We start from the raw sequence: 21472 nt of genomic DNA on the forward strand, positions 1-21472 counted from the left end.
TAACATGCCAAGACAAAAAATTACTACCCCTGAAATCATCGGGATAGCTATTAATGTTTTCAGAAACAACGGCTATCACGGTACCTCCATGGCCAAACTGGCAGAGGCCTGTGGTTTGATGAAAGGAAGCTTCTATAACCACTTTTCCAGTAAAGAAGATATTTTGTTGGTGACCATCAGGTCCCTGAATGATTATCTGAATGAAAGGATATTTAAAATTGCCTATGACAATGCCCTGAAACCCAAAGACAGAATGAAAAAAATCCTGAACAAGCTCAGTAATGTGTTGAGATCCGATCAGGGGGGATGTCTGGTTGGCAACATGACACTGGAATTATATAATGGTCATAACGAGTTCAGGCAAATCCTTGAAAAATACTTTCAGGACTGGTTAAACGCCTTTACCACCATTTTTGCTGAAAAATATAAAAACAAACGGGCAGAAAAACTGGCCCGCCTATCAATCCAGGAATTTGAAGGGGCTATTATGATGGGCCGTATTTTTAAAGACGACGAACTTCTCAGTGAAACTATCGATACGATTACGTCAAGGCTTTGACCCCTCTCATCGCCCGAGATAATGCTGTAAATAAGCCAGCCCATCCATCAGGTAAGCTGTACCAATGTGGATCAGGCAGCCGGCAAAGATGCTGCGACTGTAACAGGCGATGATGCCCAGTAAATAGCCACCGAATATAGCAGCGACGGTTTCCGGCAGGGGTTTTCCAAAATGCAAAAATGCATAGGTAGCTGCCATCGGTAAAATAGCATTCCTGCCCAAAAATTTTACCATACCGATAACAAGTCCACCCCTGAACATCCATTCGAGAAAAATAAAATTTACCCCATAGGCCAACTCAAATAACGCCGCAAAAACTTTAGCGTCGACACCAAAAACTACCGGATATTTCCATGGCTTGAAAAATGGATATTTCGCCAAAAAGTCTGGCTGGAAAGCGGCAAATATTACAAAAGGAGTTGCCAGTATGAATAATAAGCAATAAGGCCGGTAATCGATACCTGCCGTTTGGAAACCATAGATCGTCTTGTCCCTCCGGTCAAAAATGCGGTGTATCAACAACAAAGGAATCAGGTAGAAAAACCAACCTTTCAAGGCATTTGACAAGTAGAAAGAATAGAGGTAATCACCGTAACTTTCCATTGATTTTATCATCGAGGGAAAAAGATAATACCCGTTGAAGAGCCCTATACAGCCAATCAACAATATACTTTTTGCCCAAAAAGTGCCATTTGCCAACACGTTTGCTTGTTTATTTATCCATAAAACCGGAATAGCTATGCCAAAATAGGCAACACTAAAAAAAATGATGTTATAGCCTATGCCTCTTAAAGTTCCTATATGGATGTCCAGAAATTGATTTTCAAAATCAAGGACATAGTTGAGCGTGATGAAAAAAGCTAAAAAAACGGCAGTGTAGACATAGGACTTTAGATTGAATCCATTTTCAAAATGCCGTTGAATGTAAGACAGGATGGCTTTGATGCTTCTCTTAATTTAGTAAGACACGGATTAAACTAGCTCATAAAAATAGAGCTTTCCTCACTCTAATCTTGAGATCAGGTCAATAATTTTTTTTGGGTGTTTCGGATTACCCCTTTGACAGTCGCTAAGAGCCGGGCAATTAAATCGAGCTTTGGCAGTCATTTTGTCAAACAGTTTGTTTACATCGAAACAATTGTTAATTTAGTTACAAAAATGGTATTCATTACAATCTGAAACACTCCCAAATCTATGAAGACGTGTCTGTAATAAAGCTTAATGTGAATTCGAAAGATTATGAGGTCGATGTGGATCCTGCCATGCCGTTGCTTTGGGTTTTGCGCGATGAACTTGTTCTCACCGGAACAAAATTTGGCTGTGGCATTGCCCAGTGCGGGGCTTGTACGGTACATATTGACGGTATGGCAACACGATCTTGCATCCTACCTGTATCAGCAGCCGAAGGTAAGCAAGTAACAACGATAGAAGGTATTTCCAGTGACCTGCAACATCCGGTGCAACAAGCCTGGATAGCACAGCAAGTACCTCAATGCGGCTATTGTCAGTCGGGGCAGATCATGAGTGCGGTGGCATTATTGCATGATAATCCTAATCCGTCCGATGAAGATATTGACATCGCTATGCAAGGAAACATTTGCCGATGTGGCACCTATCCGCGGATCAGAAAAGCCATCAAACAGGCAGCAGAAAGTCTGAAGACCAATTAAAGACATGAGAATAAATCACTACTGATCAATCGAAATGACGGTAATGCTTCGTTGCCGTCATTTTTCAGGGTACCGTTGGTTTGTGGTTTTCGTGAAACTTGTCAAAAAACAAATTTAGTTTTGTTTATTTATCCCCTTTTTCTTTAATTGGGCTCCTTATAATTTCGAGTTATGTCCTTCGAAGACCCTGAAAAATCATGTGTGGGGCTAATTATATTAGCTGCCGGAGCTTCAAAGCGGCTTGGGCAGGCAAAGCAATTGTTGAAATTTGAAGATAAAACTTTGATTTATCATATGGTGAGGGTTGGATTAAGGTCTGTTTGCTTCCCCGTTCAGGTGGTTTTGGGGGCCAATTATCTTCGGATTTTGAAGGAAATTGAAAACATGCCGGTGTTCATCGATGTTAATCCTGAATGGGAAAAGGGGATGGGCTCCTCCATTAGCTTCGGAGTGAAAAAGATTAATAAAATTTACAGGGGATTGAATGCGATCATCGTTATGGTTTGCGATCAGATTTATGTTACTGCCCAAACCATCAACGATTTGGTTTTCAAGTATGTACAATCAGATGCGCTGATTGTCGCTTCGGCCTACAACGGCATTAGCGGTGTACCCGCCTTATTTGATAAAAAGCTGTTTGCTGATTTAATGTTGTTATCCGGTGATGAAGGGGCAAGAAAACTGATTAAACGGTTTGATCCCGCAATGATTAAGACTGTGCCGTTTGAGAAAGGAAAAGTGGATATAGATACCTATGAGGACTATTTTCACGAATTAAAAAAGTTTAAACCCTAATGATGTTTTAAAGAAAAAATTGGTTTTCATGAAGTATGAACGAACAGACAAGATGGAAGAACCAGACAAGATGGAAGAACAGGGTATCCTGACCAGTATGGCCAGGTTTTTTTGGTGGCTGCTTTTGTTGGCGGGTCTTAATGCCTGTAGTGACGAGGATCCGCTTCCCCCACCTGAGGAAGATGAATTTTTCATAGCTTCCAATGTATTATTGGAACTCTCCCGCGCTGAAACGCAACAATTGGTGCAATTAACCGGTTATGGAGAGTTTGTGGATCTGGTGGAAAACGGTTTTACCATTCACCGGGTCACCTATAAGACAACATTCAGGGACTCCGATATTACCGCCTCGGGCCTGGTGGTAATTCCGGATGGTGTGGACGGGCCTTTTCCATTGCTTAGTGCCCATCATGGCACCATCTTTTCCCATGAAGAGGCTCCTTCGGAGTTTTCACTTGCCAGAGGAGTCACCGGGTTTGAACTTTTTTCCGCCGCTGGTTTTGTATCCATCATACCGGATTATCTGGGTTATGGAGAGTCAAAAGAAATATTGCATCCCTATTATAACTTTAAGTATACATCCTCGGCCATTTTAGACATGATTTCTGCTACTAAGGAGTTTTTAGATAACCAGTCCGTTCCTTTTAACGACAAGCTGTTTTTAGTAGGGTATTCAGCGGGGGGATATGCTACACTTGCCACGCACAAAGCAATAGAAAATAATTCAACACTGGGTTTAACCGTAACAGCGTCTGCTGCAGGGGCCGGGGGCTATGACATTGTAGGTGTGATGGACGAAATTCTCAAAAATGAGACCTACAGCACACCAGCTTATCTGGCCTTCATCACCTATGCGGCCATCCAAACCAATCGATGGCCGGATCCGCTTACCGACTTTTTTCAGGAACCCTATGCCACGACCATTCCTGGGTTGTTAGATGGCAGTTTCACACAAAGTGCTGTAAACAATGCGTTAACCACCGATTTGGGGACATTGTTTAATACTGATCTGCTAACCGGTTTAAGAAATGGCGTGGGCCATCAACTATCTGATGAGTTTGAACGAAACAGTGTGGATGATTGGTCGCCAACCACCACAATAAGACTCTATCACAGCCCCGGTGATGAAATTATTCCTATCGACAACTCTGTTGAGACTGCGGCACGACTTTCTGCCAATGGCGGAACGGATGTTAAATTTATCGAGGTAGGAGGTAATTCACATGGTACGGCATTTATTCCCATGTTAGAAGATGTGGTTCCGTGGTTTATATCGCTACGATAAACAACGCTCAATCCTTTCAAACTTTTTTCGTCAACGGGCATTAACTATGCCGGGAATAGTTTACTTTTGGGCAAATCATGTATTTTTAAAACCAGTCTAAAATGATAAATACCTTAGACCTGAATTTTCAGGGTGTGGAAAAGGCCATTGCCTCCTTTTTGATTGAAACCTCTGAGGGCCCGGTTTTAATAGAAACAGGTCCCTATTCTTGTTTTGAAAAACTCAAAGAACTTGTTGCCGACTGCCAATATGATATTACTGACATAAAGCATGTTTTTATTACCCACATTCACCTGGACCATGCCGGAGGTGCCTGGGCATTGGCCAGGCATGGGGCTACCATTTATCTGCACCCGTTCGGGGTCTCACATATGGCTGATCCTGCAAAACTCTGGAAGTCAGCCAAGCTTATTTATGGTGACAAAATGGAGCTTTTATGGGGGAAAATGGAGCCAATCAATGCAGACCGCTTACATCCGGTCGAGCATGGCGTAGATGTGAAGGTGGGTGACCTGACCTTAAAAGCATGGCACACACCTGGCCATGCCAATCATCATATAGTATGGCAAGTTGGTCCGGAAATGTTTTGTGGGGATGTGTCAGGGGTGAAAATCGGAAAAGGGCCGGTTGTGCCTCCATGCCCGCCACCGGATATAAACCTGGAAAAATGGGAGCAATCAATATCTCTTATCAAAGATCTTAAACCTGAAAAACTTCACCTGACCCACTTTGGGGAAGTACTAAACATTAACGAACATTTGGATGAGCTAAGTGGCATATTGACTAGTTGGGCAAATTGGATAAAACCCAGGTTTGACAACAACGAGTTACCCGATGAAGTCATCCCGGAATTCCAAAAGTTTACCTGGCAACAACTCAGGGCGTTAGGACTGGGCGACCGGGAAATAAATCAATATGAAACCGCCAATCCATCGTGGATGAGTGTGGCAGGATTAATGCGGTATTGGAAAAAGAGACAGGAGGCAGAGCAGCAAGCTAATCCTCTCTGAGTAATAAATGCTGGTAAAAACCAAAACATTTTTATTGGAATTCGTAAAAGATTAAAAGCTAAAGCTGTATTAACCAAAAATTACCATTATGAAAAATACTATTTTAATTGCCTGCGCAATTTTATTAACTGTATCTGTTCCTGAATTCGTATCAGCTCAAAAATATGCTTCGTTAAATGCCAGCCCTGCTGATATTGAATATTTCAGACCGGGAGGTAGAAATTCAGTGCCGGTGGCCAAGGTGATCTATTCCAGGCCCCAGAAGAAGGGCAGAGAAATGATTGGGGGAAAAGAACCTTTTGGAAAAATATGGAGGGCAGGGGCTAATGAGTCCACTGAAATCAAGTTTTACCAGGATGTTGTCTTTGGCGACAAGCCGATAAAAGCCGGAACGTATACTTTGTACGTTATACCCAACAAAGAGCAATGGACTATTATCATTAATGCTAAACTGGATACCTGGGGAGCTTATGGCTATGACGAGAGCAAAGATGTAGCCCGCATCGAAGTGAATGTTGAGAAACCGTCACAGGAAATCGAGGCCTTTTCCATTGCCTTTACCGGAAGCGAAAAAGACGGGAAAATGTATCTTGCCTGGGAGAATCGCCAGGTGGCAATCCCTTTGAAGGCGACTGGAGACCTTTCAAATAATTAATTTAATCATCAGGTTAAGCGTTCGGTGCCTCCGTGGTGAATGATGGTGAACCACCGAGACACCAAGCATTTTGTCCAAAACGTTGTGCAACAGCTCCCGGATGGCGCAAACGTCCCGTGGTTGTTGCACAACTCAAGCATGTGCTTGAATTTTTATCTTACAGGCGAAAACCTCTGTGTCTCTTTGTGCCTTTGTACCTCCGTGGTGAAAAATGGTGAACCACGAAGACACCAAAACACAAAGAGACACCAAGCATTTTGTCGAAAACGTTGCGTAATGTCAACAATTTTTCCATTGTTTCTTCTTGCTGAGAACAACATGAATAGCCCTGTATTGCCTTTATGTTTTTGGTTTTCTGATGGCTTTAAAAATAATGACAAGTCCGGTTATTGCAATTATTGCCGTCAAAATTGACATTTCCGATTCCCATCCTTCAGGTTTTACATCCAATATCAATAAAAGTCCGCTTAAACAGGAAATTGCGGTTCCGATGTTCCTTAAGTTTTGATTCTTTTTGTTCATTTAATTTTTGGTTTAGTCGGTGGTTTTGCCGAAAACGCTTTAGCGTTTTCCTTTCTTGGGAATCAGGTTATATTGAAAGGCACAAATGCATTAATTCTCGGTGTACCTTTCAACTATTCAACTTGTTGACAAGATACCTGAGAGTTTGTACGATAATGCGGGCTTCTTCAATTCCTTTAGCTTTGATGGATAGCTTATCTAAAAACTTATCATCTTCATCGTTTTTTGTGGATTTGATCAGGTCTTGTTTACCCTTTACTTCAGCTTCCACCAATACTTCCCGCCCACGGGCGTTAAAACCGACCTTTGATTCATTAAGATCCTTCAGATTAAGTTCATAGCTTAGTTTGATATCTTTATCCACGTCAATCAACTCGAGGGTGATTAGCTCCGGCTTATTTTCTTCATAAAACAGCGATTGTTTATAAGTTTTATCATTCAGTGAGACATCTGTAATGTTTTGGATCAGATAGTCCAGTGACTCCTTTACTTCGGGATCTTTTTTGCCCTTGATGAGAAACTCCTGATTTTTCTCATTGCTTAACTGCACCAGTCTGACCAATGCCTTTTTCAAGGCGCGTGCCTGCTCTATACTTTCCGTGTAGATGTCAAAGGTGTTTTTGTAATTACCCAATTCACTGTTTTCATGGTATTGGATCAGTGATTTTTTCCCTTTGGTTTCGCAATTCACTACAATATTGGTTCCTTTTGTTGTGAAATCAATCTTTGCGCCGTTTAAATCAGAAGGATTGAATAAGTAGCGGCTTGTTTTGTCCCTGTTTTTATCACTGATTTCAAAGACCAATTGCTGATTTTGCCCGGAATGCTTACTGATAGTTTGCTCAAAAATGTCATCATTCCTGGAAACCTTTTTGACATTTGTCTGCAGGTAAGCATCGGTGTTTTCCCAATTGGCATTAGGATCAAACAACTCTTTCTGGTGCTGATCAGCCAGTTCCTTCAAATTAACCAGGGCCGCAGCAAGTTTTCTTCCTTCTTCGATGTTATTGGCTTTTAAGGAAAGTTTATTCTTGAATCCCGATATTTCACCGTTTTTTACATGTTCAATCAGGTTTTTTTTTCCGGTTGTTTCTGCTTCAACATAAACCTTATTGCCCCTGGTAATAAAATCAATGCGTCGCAGGTTAACGTCACCAAAATTCAGTGTCATTGATTCACGCGCGGATTTATTCACATCACTGCTAGCGAATGTCACTATTACGTTGTTATCGTTGTCAAATGAAAAGGACTGCTCGAAGACTTCATCATTTATTTTTACCTTACCCACCTGCTTTTCAAGGAAACTTAAAAGTGCTGCAAGATCTGTCTTCTTGGGGAAAAAGTCAGGCTGGCTTTTTCCGGCCTCTGCTATGACCGCTTTTAATTGATTATGTAAGCTTCTGGCTGCTTCCACACCACTGGCCCTGATCGTTATCTTGTTCAGGTAACTACCCAACTTATTATCGACGACATTTTTAATCACCTTTTTGTCACTTTTGGTGCCTATTTCAACCACAGCAACATTTTTTTTCGTGTCAAACTTTATTTTATTTTTTTCCAGGTCAAATAAATTGAAGCTGTATTGGGTTACCTTTCCCCGTTTAGATTCACTAATAGCTATAGAAATTATGTATCCTGATGATTTTTTATAAGTTAATTGTTGATCATACTCAATATCTTTTACCATTACCTTTTCGACTGATGACTGCAGAAGGTTTAATTTTTCTTCCAGGGACTGGGCACCGGCAGGGTAGCTGAAAACAATAACAAGGAAATAAAGGGTTAGATTTTTCATGATAAAACAGGATCCTAATTTTCATCAAATTAATAAAATTTATAAAATCAGATTACTTTATTTTAATAAAATTCATGACAAAATTATTGAATCAAATACGTCGTTTTAGTAATTGACAGCAGCATGATAAAAGAATATATTTGACCAGAGAATTGAACCAGCGGCGGAGATGCAGTAAAGAGAGACGCATAATTTTGCTGCTTATTGGTTTTTATAGAGATAAAATAGTAATATTGGCGTAAAATTTGGGGATTTACTTAAACAATAAATGGTAATGACCAATCATTCGCCAGTTTCTATTTATTAACAATTTTAATTCATTTAAATCAGACAATTCACGCTAAAAATGATCAACATGAAAAAAATTATTGTTGCAACCTTACTTTTTATTGGCTTTTTAAGTTATTCTCAAGGCACTATGGCCCAGGCTCAGTTAGGAGGAGGACTGGTTTTAGGTTTTGACATCGGAGCTGTTGGAATTAACTTGAGAGGTGATATTCCTGTCACCGAAGAAATTGATGTAGTACCCGGTTTTATTTACTATTTTGAGAGCGACGTCAATATTTTTGAGTTTAATGCTAACGGTCACTACAACTTTGAGGCGGGCGACATTGTACAGCCTTATGCCCTGGCCGGATTAAATGTTTCCCATGTCGATTATGATCTAGAAGTGTTTGGCAGGGATCTTGATGATACTGACATAGGACTCAACCTGGGCGGGGGCGTAAATTTTGAGCTGGGAAGTATCAATACCTTTGCCGAAGGAAGGCTGCTGCTGGGAGGATTTGAGGATTTTTCTATAACGGCAGGTGTATTATTCCCTATCGGCAATTAGAAGGTAGAACAATTGACAGTATTATAGTTGTCAATTGTACCTATTAATAAAACCATATAGACCTAAGAGGCTGTCTCAAAAGGGTAGCCTCTGATTTTTTTGCCAACTATTATTTTGCTTGGTTAAAATCTCACTGAGAATCGATAGAAAATAAGGGGTGTTTTACTCATATCTTGAGATAAATACCCATTCAACCTGTATCCTACAAAAGGATATTCGGTGTTAAAAAAGGCCATCTCACTTTTGAGACAGCCTCGTTTTTGTTTTTAGGGGGTCAATCGACAGTAACCAGATAATAGTTTCTGCGGCCTTTTTGAACCAGCAGGTATTTGTTTTGTAATAATTCAAAATCCATCTTTTGATCAATATCGGTTATTTTACTTTTATTGATACTTATACCGCCACCTTGTATCATTCTTTTGGCTTCCCCTTTGGAGTTGAAGATAATGCCCCGGGTAGTTTCAGAGAGAAAGGTGATAATATCATTTTCATTCCCTACCTGGCCTTTTGAGATTGTCACCTGCGGAACCCCTTCAAAAACCGACAATAAGGTGGTTTCATTGATGGTTGCCAGATCTTCGGTAGTTGATTTGCCGAAAAGTATTTGTGAAGCTTTGACCGCCATTTCATACTCTTGCCGTGAATGAACGCGCGTGGTTAGTTCTTCCGCGATGGTTTTTTGCAGTAACCTTAAATGTGGCTCCTGCTGATGTTTTTTTTCCAGAATTTCCACTTCTTCCTTTTCCAGGAAAGTAAAAACCCTTAACAATTTGGGGGCGTCTTCATCTGTGCAGTTCAGCAGGAATTGATAAAATTTGTAAGGTGAAGTTTTTTCCGGATCCAGCCATATGTTTCCTGCTTCCGACTTCCCAAATTTACTTCCGTCAGATTTGGTTAAAAGCGGCGTGGTAAGCGCAAAGGCATCGGTACCTGATTTTCTCCGGATGATTTCAGTTCCCGTAGTTATATTCCCCCATTGATCTGAGCCACCCATTTGTAGTTTTACATTGTAATGCTTGTTCAGGTGGTAAAAATCATAACCTTGAACCAGTTGATAAGAAAACTCGGTAAAAGACAGTCCGGTCTCCAGCCTGTTTTTTACGGAGTCCTTGGCCATCATATAGTTGATGGTGATATGTTTACCGGCCTCACGTAAAAAATTCAGAAAACCAATGTCTTTGAACCAGTCATAGTTATTCACCATTTCAGCCGAATTTTCGCCACAATCAAAATCTAAAAAATAGCTTAATTGTTTTTTAATACACGCTTGATTGTATTTCAGCTCATCTTCACTTAACAATTGCCTTTCCTGCGACTTTCCTGAAGGATCACCGATCATCCCTGTGGCTCCTCCAACGAGGGCGTAGGGCTTATGTCCTGACCGTTGAAAGTGTGTTAACAGCATGATAGTGGCAAGGTTGCCGATGTGAAGCGAATCAGAGGTTGGGTCGAAGCCAATGTACGCAGCGGTGACTTCCTTTTGTAATTGCTCCCTGGTTCCCGGCACCATATCCTGCAGCATGCCCCGCCATGTAAGCTCCTCAATAAAGTCTTTCATACCTTTTATTTCAATTAGGAGCTGCAAATATAGAAACTTTGTACAATTTGCGCGGATATTATCGGAGGGATGTTCCTATAAAAAATGCTACCAGCGATGAGCCGATAGCATTTTGAAGTTAACCATAATGAGACTTTAACTATAGATTTTAAAACTCATTAATTAATCTTAACTTGGGCATTACTGATTAATTAATTCTTTCTTCTGAACATTAAATACGTTTTTAAAACCTACGATCCAAATTTAGGACTTCGATACCAATATGTTAATTCAATATTTTCTAATAAGCTACCTGTAAAAGCAATCTATTTTAAAGGTAAATTTACAGCTCCTGCCGGTGTAAGATTTGGCGTGTATTCAAACAAAATTTGAACTATTTAAACAAATAAATGGTACTTTTCTTATAAAAAACATAGAAAATATACCGCAAAATTGCATGGCTCTGTTGAAGTTTCCGGGTTGAATCTTTTGGTTTTTCATTGGGTAAATTCGGACTTTTCACGATGACGAACCAGGTGACCGGCTGGTTTTGTTATTGATTGAACGGATTTATTACACCTCGAAACGGCCATTGTTTCTCAGATTAATAGCACCTAATCCGGAATTAATACCAAAAATCCCTGTGATTACTTATAGGTCTTTGAAGAAAAATCATTTCTTTCGAAATGGATCGATTCGGAAACACAAAAAAAATCCAACACTTAATTAGCTTTTTTCAAAAATTATCCTTATATTTAACAATTCAAATATTTTATAGGACTATTTAAAGTAAATTTCAAAACTTTTATTTTAATTACTTTAGGTTTTGAATTTTTTTATCAACATATTTGTAGTTAATAAAAAAGAAATAAAATATTTCAAGATATAAGTCGTTTTTTTTTAGAGTAGCAAAATCATTTGTCTCTATAAAAAACCTTTAAAAGTCAATTGGATGTTTTGGTTGTAATTTTGGTTTAAAATCCAATAGGCACGCGATCCCAACGCGTGCCTCTTTTATGTTTATACCTTTTTAGGCTCGATGCCCTTCCCCGGCCGTACCCCCTTCTCTGATTTCTCTCCCTGAAAGCTCTATTTCTCTCCCTTGACACGTTTCTCCCTCTTGATACGCCATCAAAAATCTTAGCGCCATAATGGGCTGGGATATACACCCTGGCTCACAAATTGACTGAATGCCTTTTTCACAATTTCCTTGTCCTCTTTGTAGGTAATACCAAACCATTTATCTTTACAGGTGAGCACCTCAATGGTAGCCATATCATTGACAATCATATTGTTGACCACCAAAGGGATGTAAAACTCTGCTTTGGGGTTATCGGTGTTCTGAGCTACAAAGTCTATAAACTGCTTTCTCAATTCATTAAAGATAGAAGGAGTAAACCCCCAGAAATTCATGGAGACCACTGTATTATCTGGCAGCTCATGTTTTTGACCACTATCATCTGTAAAGTAAATAGTTCCGTTTTCGGCCTGGATTTTGGTTCTTTCGGTGACACCTATCAAATGATTTTCATCGTTGGTTTCGCAAACACCTCTGGAAACGGAACCATAATCGGACAATGTATTTTTGAGTACGTAACCCACCATGGCATATTCATAACCATTTTTATCCTGAAGCTTTTGCGTGAACGTTGCCAACGCTTTGAAAGCCCCGCTTCCATAGAAATCATCAGCATTAATCACGGCAAATGGTGCATTGATTTTGCTTGCGGCTACCAGTAAGGCATGGCCGGTGCCCCATGGTTTTTCGCGTTTAGGCATGTTATCGATCCCGTCAATCTTCACGTCGATCTCCTGTATAGCGTAATCGACTTCGATCAAACCTGCAAACTTATTTCCCAGCGCTTCTTTAAATGCCTCTTCAATACTTCGCCTTATAACAAATACCACCTTTCCAAAACCAGCTTTTATGGCATCATATACGGAGTATTCTATAATGGTTTCCCCCGAAGGCCCTACCTGGTCTATTTGCTTTAACCCTCCGTAGCGACTGCCCATGCCTGCGGCTAATACTAATAGTGTTGGTTTCATTATTTACCTGTTTCCGATTATACATAATTTCCCGCAATATTTCAAAATAGAAATCAATAGTCCAACAAATGCCCTGAATTATTTTTGCCAGCGGAGATTTAAATCAAAATAAAAATATGAATATCACCTGATTTACTAATTATTTAGAATACATTGCTTATTTTTAGACGTTTTAAGTCCTTTTATTACATCATTAAAAGCAGGCGCGGATTTTGCTCGCATTTTAGGAAAACCAAATTATTTTGTTGTTAATAAAAGTTACTGCCCTATTTTATGAATATCGACGATTTTAAATCATTGTTTGATCAATATTATGAAGGAATTAAAAGCTTTTTGTATTATAAGATCGGCGATATTGAAGTAGCGGAGGATATTGTTCAGGAAGTTTTTTTAAAGTTGTGGGACAAAAGGAACGCAATCGAACTGAAAACTGTTAAAAGTTTTTTGTTCACCATTGCCAATAACATGGCTATCAATCATTTGAAGCACCGCAGTATAGTCTTCAATTTTGTGAGAAATGAGAACAAAACCGAAAAGGTGAATTCGCCTCATTATGAGCTCGAAATGAAGGAGTTCAAGGAGAATCTGGAGAGACTTTTAGCGGAGATGCCTGAAAACTACCGGATCGTGTTTTTGATGAACAGAATCGATAAGCTGACCTATAATGAAATTGCCGAACGATTGGAGTTAAGTGTGAAGGCCATCGAAAAAAGAATGAGTAATGCACTATCATTTTTAAGAGAAAAATTGAAGCACCCTATTTGACTTGAGTTTTTCCTTGCTTATATTGTTACGTATTTGAGATTTAATAAATGTAGCTATTATGTTGGACGAAACGTTTTTCAGAAGATGGCTGGAAGGTGAGATGTCTGATGATGAAGTTTCCCGCATAGGCAGGAAGGCTTTCGATGATGACAAGGAATGGTATACCTTCAAAAAAATTGTCGATGGCAGCCAGGGCTTGAAACCGCCTGAAAACAAAACCAGGGAGGAGGCATGGTCTCATCTTGTGACCAAAATCGATTCAAGGCCATCACTGCCCGATAATCCTGAAACAGTTATCCGGCCTCTTTATAAAAAGAAGATCGTAAAATATCTCTCTGTAGCCGCTGCAATCATTATTATTTTTGGCGTATACTCAATATTTTCCACAAAAAATCCGACCATATATGAAACGGCAATGAGTGAAATCAAAACCATTACCATGCCCGATCATTCGCTAATTACTTTAAATGCGGATTCAAAACTTTCATTTGTGGAAGGCAACTGGACGAAAGATCGATCCGTCTCGCTTGAAGGAGAGGCTTTTTTTGATGTAAAAAAAGGTACGAAATTTGAGGTAAACAGTGAAGTTGGTAAGGTAACCGTTTTGGGTACAAGTTTTAATGTAAAAGCAAGAAAGGAGCGTTATGAGGTTGCCTGTTTCACAGGTAAGGTGGCCGTGTCACTTTTCGATAATCAGTCAGAAAAAGTATTATCCGATGGTCTGGCAACCAAAATAATGAACAGAAAACTCCTTGAACCTTTTGACTTCAAACCGGAAAGTATTGCCGGATGGAAGTATGGGGAGTATTACTTTGAAAAGCAACCGTTGAAAGAAGTTTTTGAAGAATTCGAAAGGCAATTTAACCTCCGTGTAAAAATAAATACCGATATAAGAGGTCGCGTTTATTCGGGGTATTTTAACAAAGAGGATAAAGCAAATGCCTTGGAACTGATCTGCTTACCAATGAATTTGCAATTTGCAATTCAAAATGACACGGTCATCATTTATTAGTGGATTATTAATGTTTAGACTTCCCGTCATACTACTCTTCTTACCGCTGCTATTGGTCAGCCATGCCGGGTATGGCCAAAACAATACGCCTTTATTGATTAGTGAAACATTTTATGAAACCCCGTTGGTCAGGGCCCTGAAAAAACTGAAAAAAAAGTACAAAATTAAATTTGCCTATGATCACAAACTTCTTGCCCATCACAAAGTCACTCAAAACATCGACCAGCTTCCGTTGTCAGAAGCCTTAGCGATGCTGTTAGATGGAACCCAATTGAGATTCAGGGTAGATGGCCAGGGTGTAATCATTCTGCCGCCTACCCGGCATAAGACATTTCCTATCAGTGCTGAAATCAAAATCAGGAAACTGATAAATATTAAAGGAACTATCAAGGACGCCCAAACAGGGGAAACCCTGCCTTTTGCTAATATCCGGGTGCTGGACTCAGATGTAGGTACTACTTCTAATGTCGATGGTTTTTTCTCCCTGCTGGCGGTGCCTGAGGAAGCGACAACAATTGAAATCAGCTACCTGGGCTATATCAATGAATACGTTGACCTCGATGCTTATGACATCCGTGGCCCGTTGATCGTCAATCTTACCAGCAAATCGGAGGTTTTAGATGAATTGATTGTTTATGATGAAAACGCGGAAATGCTGGACAATGGAGATGAAATAGGCCAACTGTCCATGAACCCTTCCCGGCTGCTCAGCCTGCCAAGCCTCGGTGAGGTAGACATATTCAGGACTTTGCAGTACCTGCCGGGAATCAGTGGCACGGATGAGACATCGGCCGGCCTGGTAATCCGGGGAAGTACTCCTGATCAGAACCTTATCTTGTTCGATGGTTTTACAGTTTATCATATTGACCACTTTTTCGGTGTTTTCAGTGCGTTTAATTCCAACGCTATCAAAAATATTCAGGTTTACAAAGGTGCTTTCGAAGCAAAATACGGAGGAAGGGCCTCCAGCGTGATTGATATTACCGGGAAAACCGGGAATTCAAATAAGCCATCTTATGGGGTAGGAGCTAACTTAATCAGTGCCAACGCCGTCCTGGAATTGCCGATTAACGATAAGTTATCATTGTTTATGGCCGGAAGAAGATCCCATACCGACATTTTGCAGACCGGACTTTACAAAGAGATTTTCGATAAGGTCATCATCGATAACAGGGCGATTATCAATAACCTGCGCAGTAACAATTTTGAAGATATTGAACCTGAATTCAACTTTTATGACATCAACGGAAAACTCACTTACCGGCCTTCCGGCAAGGATGTAATCTCCTTATCTTATTACAGCGGCAGGGATAATCTTAATATCGATGCCAACCGCCAGTATCCTGAACTGATCGAGGACCCGATTACCCACCAGGGGTTTACAGTAGATGTAGACTGGACGGTAGATGATGACTCCAGGTGGGGGAATAACGGTTTCAGTACGAGGTGGGGTAGACAGTGGAATCAAAAATTTTACAGCAATCTGAACATCGGCTATTCGGATTACAGCAGTGTGCAGCGTAACTCTGACCGGTTATCATTTTCCGTACAGACTTTTGAAATCGACACATTGATTCGCAATAAAAGGCAAACCATCAAAAACGGCCTCACCGATTTCAGCATTCGCCTGGATAATGAATGGAAAATAGGGAAGCGGTCAGAATTGGCTTTTGGTACCCTTTATACTAAAAATGAGATTAACTTTCATTATGCCGGAGGGGGGGTATCTGACAACCTTTATGACAGCGGCAGGCAACTGGCTTTTTATGTGCAAAACACTTTTTACCCATTCAGGAATTTAGGTGTGACGGTCGGTATAAGGAACACCCAATATAATGTCATCCGGGAAGATTTCGTCGAGCCCAGGGTTTCTATAAATTATCAGGTATCTGAAAGGCTCAGGCTAAAGGCTGCCTGGGGAAGACACAATCAATTCATCAACAGGGTTGCTTTTGAAGAAAACCTTTATGATGCCAACACGGCATTCTGGCTAATGGCCGATGGCAATAACATTCCTCACGTGTTTTCAAGGCATTTTGTAGGGGGATTCTCTTATGAGACAGAGGATTTTTTAATTGACGTGGAAGCCTATCACAAAGATACCGATGGTATCACCGATTTTTTGCCAAATGTAAAAGTCAACAACAATGGCAGGGAAGAGTTTGTCAATTTTTACCTGGCCGGTACCAGTGTGGCCAAAGGGGTTGATTTTCTGGTACAGAAAAAAACAGGTAAGCATACCGGTTGGCTGAGTTATTCCCTGAGCAAAGTGGAAAACTCCTTTCCCGATTTGAACCGGGGCAGGCCATTTGCTGCAAGGCAGGATCAACGCCATGAAATAAAACTGATAAATATGATGTCCGTAGGCCGTTGGGATCTGTCTTCTACCTGGATATACGGTTCGGGTAAACCCTACTCCGACCCGGGACAAGGGTCGCCTTTGGTTACACTGGATAGTCTGAATATCAACTATGTGGCGGCAGATAATATCAATACCGAAAGATTGCCAGCCTATCATCGTCTTGACCTCGCGGCCGCGTACAATTTTAACATCGGAAAGGGAACAGGACAGTTTGGAATATCGGTGTATAATGTTTATGGCCGAAAAAATGTTAAATACAAACGCTTTACAAGCCTGGATATCGATGGAATAACTAATGATAATTCAGGGCGCGGTACTACGCTTAGTAGAAGTGAACCCCGGTATGTAGAGTCTGATGTTTTACTGTTAGGATTTACCCCTAACATATTTTTCAATTTGCGGTTTTAAAGTTCCTCACACGGCTTATCGCCCAAAAAATCACGATCTTTGAATCTTGGGTTAGGATAATGATAAAACCCTTCCCCTGATTTAACACCCAATTTTCCCTTTTCAATCATTTGCTTCAGAAGTATAGCAAACCTTTTGCTTTTATCATCTTTATATTTTTTTACCACATGCCAGGCAGTATCGAGGCCAACAGCGTCCAGGATTCCAAATGGTCCGATTTCGGTTTTAAGGTTACCCATCCAGCTTTTGTCGATCGCTTCAACCGATCCGGTACCATTGGTTAACAGTGCTCCGGCACTTCCCAGGACTGACATAAGCATGTAATTAAAAATATAACCGGGGGATTCTTTTTCGATGTAAACCGGAATTTGATCCAGTACAGGCCCTAGCTGAATCAGTAAATCGACCACCCATTTCTCCGTATTGGCGTGTGGCATGATATCTACTACCCTGGCGTAAAAAACATCATGAAAATGGTATGCGCAAAACCGTTCCGGCCGTCCTGAGATTTCAGCAAACATAGAAGGCAATAAATAGGATGTGTTGGTAGTAAAAATAGTATGCTCAGGGCTCAATGCGCCAAACTGCTTCCAAACCCGGAGCTTTACTTCTACATCTTCGGTTACCGATTCATTGATCAAATCAGCGTCGGACGCAGCCTCCTCCGGTGAAAGGGTCCAGGAGATTCTATCCGTAACTTTATCAACATGCTGAGGGGCTAAAAGATTGTTTTTAACCAGATATTGTAGAAGTTGATCCTGGGTTTTTTGGGCGGAGATGAAAATTTTTTCGTCGATGTCATACATTTTTACCAGATAGCCACTTAAGGCAAATCTTAAACCCACCCGTGTTCCCAATGTACCACACCCCAATATCAGAACTTTTTTAATATCCTTGAGCGATAAAATCATGTTAATTTCAGTATAAATGACTAATTCTTTTCAGGTCTATGGCCCTTTCACCATTTTCTGCCATTGCTTTTACAACATGTATCAGGTTTTTAAATCTGGGATCATTTGTATGCCCTTTTTTATATCGGGCATATATTTGCTGAACAATTCCGGCCACTTTAAAACATCCGAAAACGTAATAAAACAAGATATCGGCGGTCGCCGGTTTTCTTTCGCTTAAGTACAGGTCCACCACTGATTCCCGGTTGAGGTTACCAGGGAGCCAGGTGAGGTTAAATGGTTTGAGCAGGTCATTGTCGCCAGGTTCTGCCCAGTAGGCCAGCGTAGTGCCCAAATCCATGAGCGGGTCACCTACTGTAGCCATTTCCCAATCCAATACGGCGATGATTTCATCCATTTTGTCAGGATTCAGCACAATATTGTCATACTTATAATCATTGTGTATGAATGAGGCCTGATAAGAATCCGGCATATTTTCGGGAATCCATTTTATGATTTTTTCTATAGATTTAATGCGATCTGTCCGGGCATTATGATAGCGATTGATCCATCCTTCAACCTGTCGCTGTACATATCCTTCCGGTTTACCCAAATCCACCAGCCCTGTATTATGAATATCCAGTTGATGAAGCTCAACGAGATTGACAACAGAGGCCCTGGAGATAAGTTCCATCCAATCAGGTGTAAGTGTAATGTTTTCAGGCGGTTTATCCCTAAGTATTATTCCCTTAACACGCTCCATGATATAAAACGGGGCCCCGATTACATCATTATGGTCATAGTAAAACAAGGGGGCGGGTATTTTTTTGTAGGTTTGGTATAGCAGATTGAGCACATCGAATTCCCTGCTCATGTCATGCGCGGATTTTATATTGGCACCAAAAGGGGGTCTTCTCAGCACATATTGCTTGTCTTTGGTTGATAATAAATAAGTAAGGTTAGAAAAGCCACCCGGAAATTGCAACACTTCCAAAATCTCTCCAAACGCCGGCCACTCTTCCTGTAAAAATTTATTTAATCTGTAAAGGTCGAGCTCCTCACCCAACCTGATCCTGATTGCTTCATCACTCATAACCGTGTTTTAAAATGGGATAATGATTATGTTTAAAAATGGAAAAACTCATGTTTACTTAGGTTTTAACCCATATCCTTTCAAAATAGACTGCGCTAGTGCACTTTTATGTACTTCATCGGGACCATCATAAATCCGGGCTCCCCGCTCATGCCGATACCAGAATGACAGTAATGTGTCATCTGTCATGCCCAGTGCGCCATGTGTTTGCAGTGCCCGGTCCAGCACCCGCATCAGGATATTGGCTACGTAAAACTTAATTCCTGAAATATCATTTTTGGCTTCCCTGGAACCGAACCTGTCAATTTTTTCAGCCGCCGCCAGCACCAACATCCTTGAAGCGTCAATTTCCACCCGGCTTTCGGCAATCCAGTTTTGAATGGTTTGTTTATGGCCTAATTTTTCCTCATCGGACAAGGATCTGGTGGCAGCCCTGTGACACATCATGTCGAATGCCCTCTCGCAGATGCCAATCCAACGCATACAGTGATGTATCCTGCCCGGGCCCAGCCTTTCCTGTGCCAGCTTAAATCCACTTCCCCGTGCACCTATCAGGTTACCGGCAGGTACACTGCAATTTTCATAAATGATTTCGGCATGACTATGGTATCCCTCTCCTGTTTCTCCCATGATAGGAATATTTCTTTTGAGGTGAAAACCCTCAGTATCGGTTGGTACCAGAACCATACTGGCGCGTTGATATGCCGTGGCGTCAGGATCGGTGATCGCCATAACAATAGCGAAAGAAGCGCCATCAGCGGCAGTCGTAAACCACTTGTGCCCGTTTATGATTATTTTGTCTCCTTTAAATTCAGCCGTGGTCGCCATGCTCACAGGATTAGAGCCAGCAAATGAAGGTTCGGTCATCGAAAAACAACTGCGTATCCCGCCTTGCATGAGTGGCTCCAGGTATGCTTTTTTTATCGCTTCCGGGGCATGCTTGATCAATAATTCCATATTGCCGATATCCGGTGCCTGGCAATTCAACACATAATGTCCGAAAGGAGTGCGGGCCAGTGTCTCGCTGATTGAAGCAAATTCCAATAAACTTAACCCCAACCCCCCATACGAACCGGGAAGGTGCGGTACAAATAATCCCCTTGATTTTGCCAGCGACCTTTTTTCCTGCAACACAACGGCCGCCTCATTGAATGGGATCTTCAAAAGCTCAGACTCCACTGGCATCATCTCCTTCTCCACAAACTCCTGAACGTCCTCCTGCAATTTCCTGATACGCTCCGATTGTCTATTTATCATGCTAACTTAGCTAATTTTCTCCTCCTAAACTCCTAATTCGCCGCCACTCGACTATTCCATCATGCCATTTCCCACCAGCCCACTTCTCCATGCTTCCACCATTCCATCACCCCAACATAGCACTTATCCTTCCACTATCCGCTACGCCATCCATACCAACCACACCTAGCCCCAAAAAAACTCAAACACCATACCCCCCATCAGCCACAAAAACACCCCCTGTACAATAAGAAGATGCCTCCGAAGCTAAAAACAATGCCAAACCAGCCATTTCATCAGCCTCACCGGCTCTTTTCATCGGAATTCTGGCCATAGCCAGCTTCATGATCTGCTCATTACCTGTCAGGGCTTCACTAAATTTGGTTTTTATTAAGCCCGGGCAAATCACATTACTTCTTATGTTATACCCGGCCCATTCATTAGCCATTACCTTCGTTAGCATGATCAGTGCGGCTTTGCTGATACTGTACATGCCCAGTCCATGCCCAGGTGAAAGTCCTTCGACACTACTGATATTTATGACCGATCCTCCACCCCGGGATTTCATGGAAGGCAGACATAATTTACTCAGCTCCAGGGGGCCTTTCAGGTTTACATCCATGATTTTTTCATAAGCCAGGTGGTCTGCTTCCTCCAGGGGACCAAAAACCGGATTGGTTGCGGCGTTATTGACGACGATGTCAATGCCACCAAAATGCGAAATGGTTTGGCTGACAAGATTTTCCAAATCCTCGGGCTTTCCGGTGTTGGCTGCAACGGGGATAGCTTCGACATTTTCATTGGAAAGTCGATGGACAACTTCCTGTATCGCCTTTGCTTTCCTGCTTGAAATTACAACCTTCGCCCCGTAAACACCCAATAATTTAGCAATTGAAAGACCAATTCCCTTGCTGGATCCTGTGATAACAGCTACCTTGCCATCCAGATCGAATGTTTTGTCTTCTTTCATATTGGAATATTGAAGTTTAAATAT

Annotated in this window: 19 protein-coding genes; 10 read left to right on the plus strand and 9 right to left on the minus strand. The window is 41.2% G+C overall.

Going from position 1 to position 21472, the window contains the following annotated elements; translation table 11 throughout:
• Window positions 1-4: 4 nt before the first annotated feature.
• Window positions 5-559 carry a TetR/AcrR family transcriptional regulator gene (locus AC04NP_RS08375; RefSeq protein ID WP_482859124.1) on the plus strand — a complete coding sequence of 185 codons (555 nt, stop codon included), beginning with the start codon at window positions 5-7 and terminating at the stop codon, window positions 557-559.
• A 6-nt stretch (window positions 560-565) separates the two neighbouring features.
• Here AC04NP_RS08375 and AC04NP_RS08380 read toward each other — a convergent pair whose 3' ends face one another.
• The gene (locus AC04NP_RS08380) at window positions 566-1162 is read right to left on the minus strand and encodes a CPBP family glutamic-type intramembrane protease (protein WP_482859126.1); all 597 of its coding nucleotides are present in this window, start codon (window positions 1160-1162) and stop codon (window positions 566-568) included.
• 599 nt (window positions 1163-1761) lie between these two features.
• Here AC04NP_RS08380 and AC04NP_RS08385 point away from each other — a divergent pair.
• The 5 genes from AC04NP_RS08385 (at window position 1762) to AC04NP_RS08405 (ending at window position 5974) form a co-directional block, all read left to right on the plus strand.
• Window positions 1762-2229 carry a (2Fe-2S)-binding protein gene (locus AC04NP_RS08385; protein WP_482859127.1) on the plus strand — a complete coding sequence of 156 codons (468 nt, stop codon included), beginning with the start codon at window positions 1762-1764 and terminating at the stop codon, window positions 2227-2229.
• 171 nt (window positions 2230-2400) lie between these two features.
• Window positions 2401-3024 (plus strand): nucleotidyltransferase family protein, encoded by a 624-nt coding sequence (locus tag AC04NP_RS08390; protein ID WP_482859129.1) that lies wholly within the window; start codon window positions 2401-2403, stop codon window positions 3022-3024.
• 28 nt (window positions 3025-3052) lie between these two features.
• Window positions 3053-4309, plus strand: a complete 1257-nt coding sequence (locus AC04NP_RS08395; protein ID WP_482859130.1) for an alpha/beta hydrolase — start codon at window positions 3053-3055, stop codon at window positions 4307-4309.
• Between the two features lie 101 nt (window positions 4310-4410).
• Window positions 4411-5319: an MBL fold metallo-hydrolase gene (locus AC04NP_RS08400; protein ID WP_482859131.1), complete on the plus strand. Its 909-nt coding sequence runs from the start codon at window positions 4411-4413 to the stop codon at window positions 5317-5319.
• A gap of 88 nt (window positions 5320-5407) precedes the next feature.
• Window positions 5408-5974: a DUF2911 domain-containing protein gene (locus AC04NP_RS08405; protein ID WP_482859132.1), complete on the plus strand. Its 567-nt coding sequence runs from the start codon at window positions 5408-5410 to the stop codon at window positions 5972-5974.
• Between the two features lie 339 nt (window positions 5975-6313).
• On the opposite strand, the gene AC04NP_RS08410 is transcribed toward AC04NP_RS08405, so the two are convergent.
• Window positions 6314-6496: a hypothetical protein gene (locus AC04NP_RS08410; RefSeq protein ID WP_482859133.1), complete on the minus strand. Its 183-nt coding sequence runs from the start codon at window positions 6494-6496 to the stop codon at window positions 6314-6316.
• 109 nt (window positions 6497-6605) lie between these two features.
• Complete coding sequence (locus AC04NP_RS08415) at window positions 6606-8291, minus strand: hypothetical protein (protein WP_482859134.1); 1686 nt, start codon at window positions 8289-8291, stop codon at window positions 6606-6608.
• 355 nt (window positions 8292-8646) lie between these two features.
• Here AC04NP_RS08415 and AC04NP_RS08420 point away from each other — a divergent pair, with 355 nt between their 5' ends.
• A complete protein-coding gene (locus AC04NP_RS08420) occupies window positions 8647-9126 on the plus strand; it encodes an outer membrane protein (RefSeq protein WP_482859135.1) in 480 nt (159 codons plus the stop codon).
• A gap of 274 nt (window positions 9127-9400) precedes the next feature.
• Here the strand turns inward: AC04NP_RS08420 and tyrS are convergent, their stop codons facing one another.
• Both tyrS and AC04NP_RS08430 read right to left on the minus strand, forming a co-directional pair.
• Window positions 9401-10684 carry a tyrosine--tRNA ligase gene (tyrS, locus tag AC04NP_RS08425; protein ID WP_482859137.1) on the minus strand — a complete coding sequence of 428 codons (1284 nt, stop codon included), beginning with the start codon at window positions 10682-10684 and terminating at the stop codon, window positions 9401-9403.
• Window positions 10685-11803: 1119 nt separating this feature from the next.
• A complete protein-coding gene (locus AC04NP_RS08430; protein ID WP_482859138.1) occupies window positions 11804-12712 on the minus strand; it encodes a nucleotidyltransferase family protein in 909 nt (302 codons plus the stop codon).
• 273 nt (window positions 12713-12985) lie between these two features.
• On the opposite strand from AC04NP_RS08430, the gene AC04NP_RS08435 reads away from it, so the two are divergent.
• From AC04NP_RS08435 to AC04NP_RS08445, 3 genes are read left to right on the plus strand one after another with little or no spacing between them, the layout of a single operon-like run.
• Window positions 12986-13477, plus strand: coding sequence for an RNA polymerase sigma-70 factor (locus tag AC04NP_RS08435; protein ID WP_482859139.1), 492 nt, complete (start codon window positions 12986-12988; stop codon window positions 13475-13477).
• Window positions 13478-13535: 58 nt separating this feature from the next.
• Complete coding sequence (locus AC04NP_RS08440; RefSeq protein WP_482859140.1) at window positions 13536-14489, plus strand: FecR family protein; 954 nt, start codon at window positions 13536-13538, stop codon at window positions 14487-14489.
• Between the two features lie 10 nt (window positions 14490-14499).
• A complete protein-coding gene (locus AC04NP_RS08445; RefSeq protein ID WP_482859141.1) occupies window positions 14500-17259 on the plus strand; it encodes a TonB-dependent receptor domain-containing protein in 2760 nt (919 codons plus the stop codon).
• Here AC04NP_RS08445 and AC04NP_RS08450 read toward each other — a convergent pair.
• From AC04NP_RS08450 to AC04NP_RS08465, 4 genes are all read right to left on the minus strand, one after another.
• Window positions 17256-18170, minus strand: a complete 915-nt coding sequence (locus AC04NP_RS08450; RefSeq protein ID WP_482859142.1) for a 3-hydroxyacyl-CoA dehydrogenase NAD-binding domain-containing protein — start codon at window positions 18168-18170, stop codon at window positions 17256-17258. The two genes, AC04NP_RS08445 and AC04NP_RS08450, sit on opposite strands and share 4 nt — an antisense overlap.
• Before the next feature lie 7 nt (window positions 18171-18177).
• Complete coding sequence (locus AC04NP_RS08455; RefSeq protein WP_482859143.1) at window positions 18178-19242, minus strand: phosphotransferase family protein; 1065 nt, start codon at window positions 19240-19242, stop codon at window positions 18178-18180.
• Between the two features lie 54 nt (window positions 19243-19296).
• Window positions 19297-20499, minus strand: a complete 1203-nt coding sequence (locus tag AC04NP_RS08460; RefSeq protein WP_482859145.1) for an acyl-CoA dehydrogenase family protein — start codon at window positions 20497-20499, stop codon at window positions 19297-19299.
• A 181-nt stretch (window positions 20500-20680) separates the two neighbouring features.
• Window positions 20681-21448 (minus strand): glucose 1-dehydrogenase, encoded by a 768-nt coding sequence (locus AC04NP_RS08465; protein ID WP_482859146.1) that lies wholly within the window; start codon window positions 21446-21448, stop codon window positions 20681-20683.
• Window positions 21449-21472: the final 24 nt, after the last annotated feature.

The organism is Agaribacillus sp. DX54 (assembly GCF_056858335.1).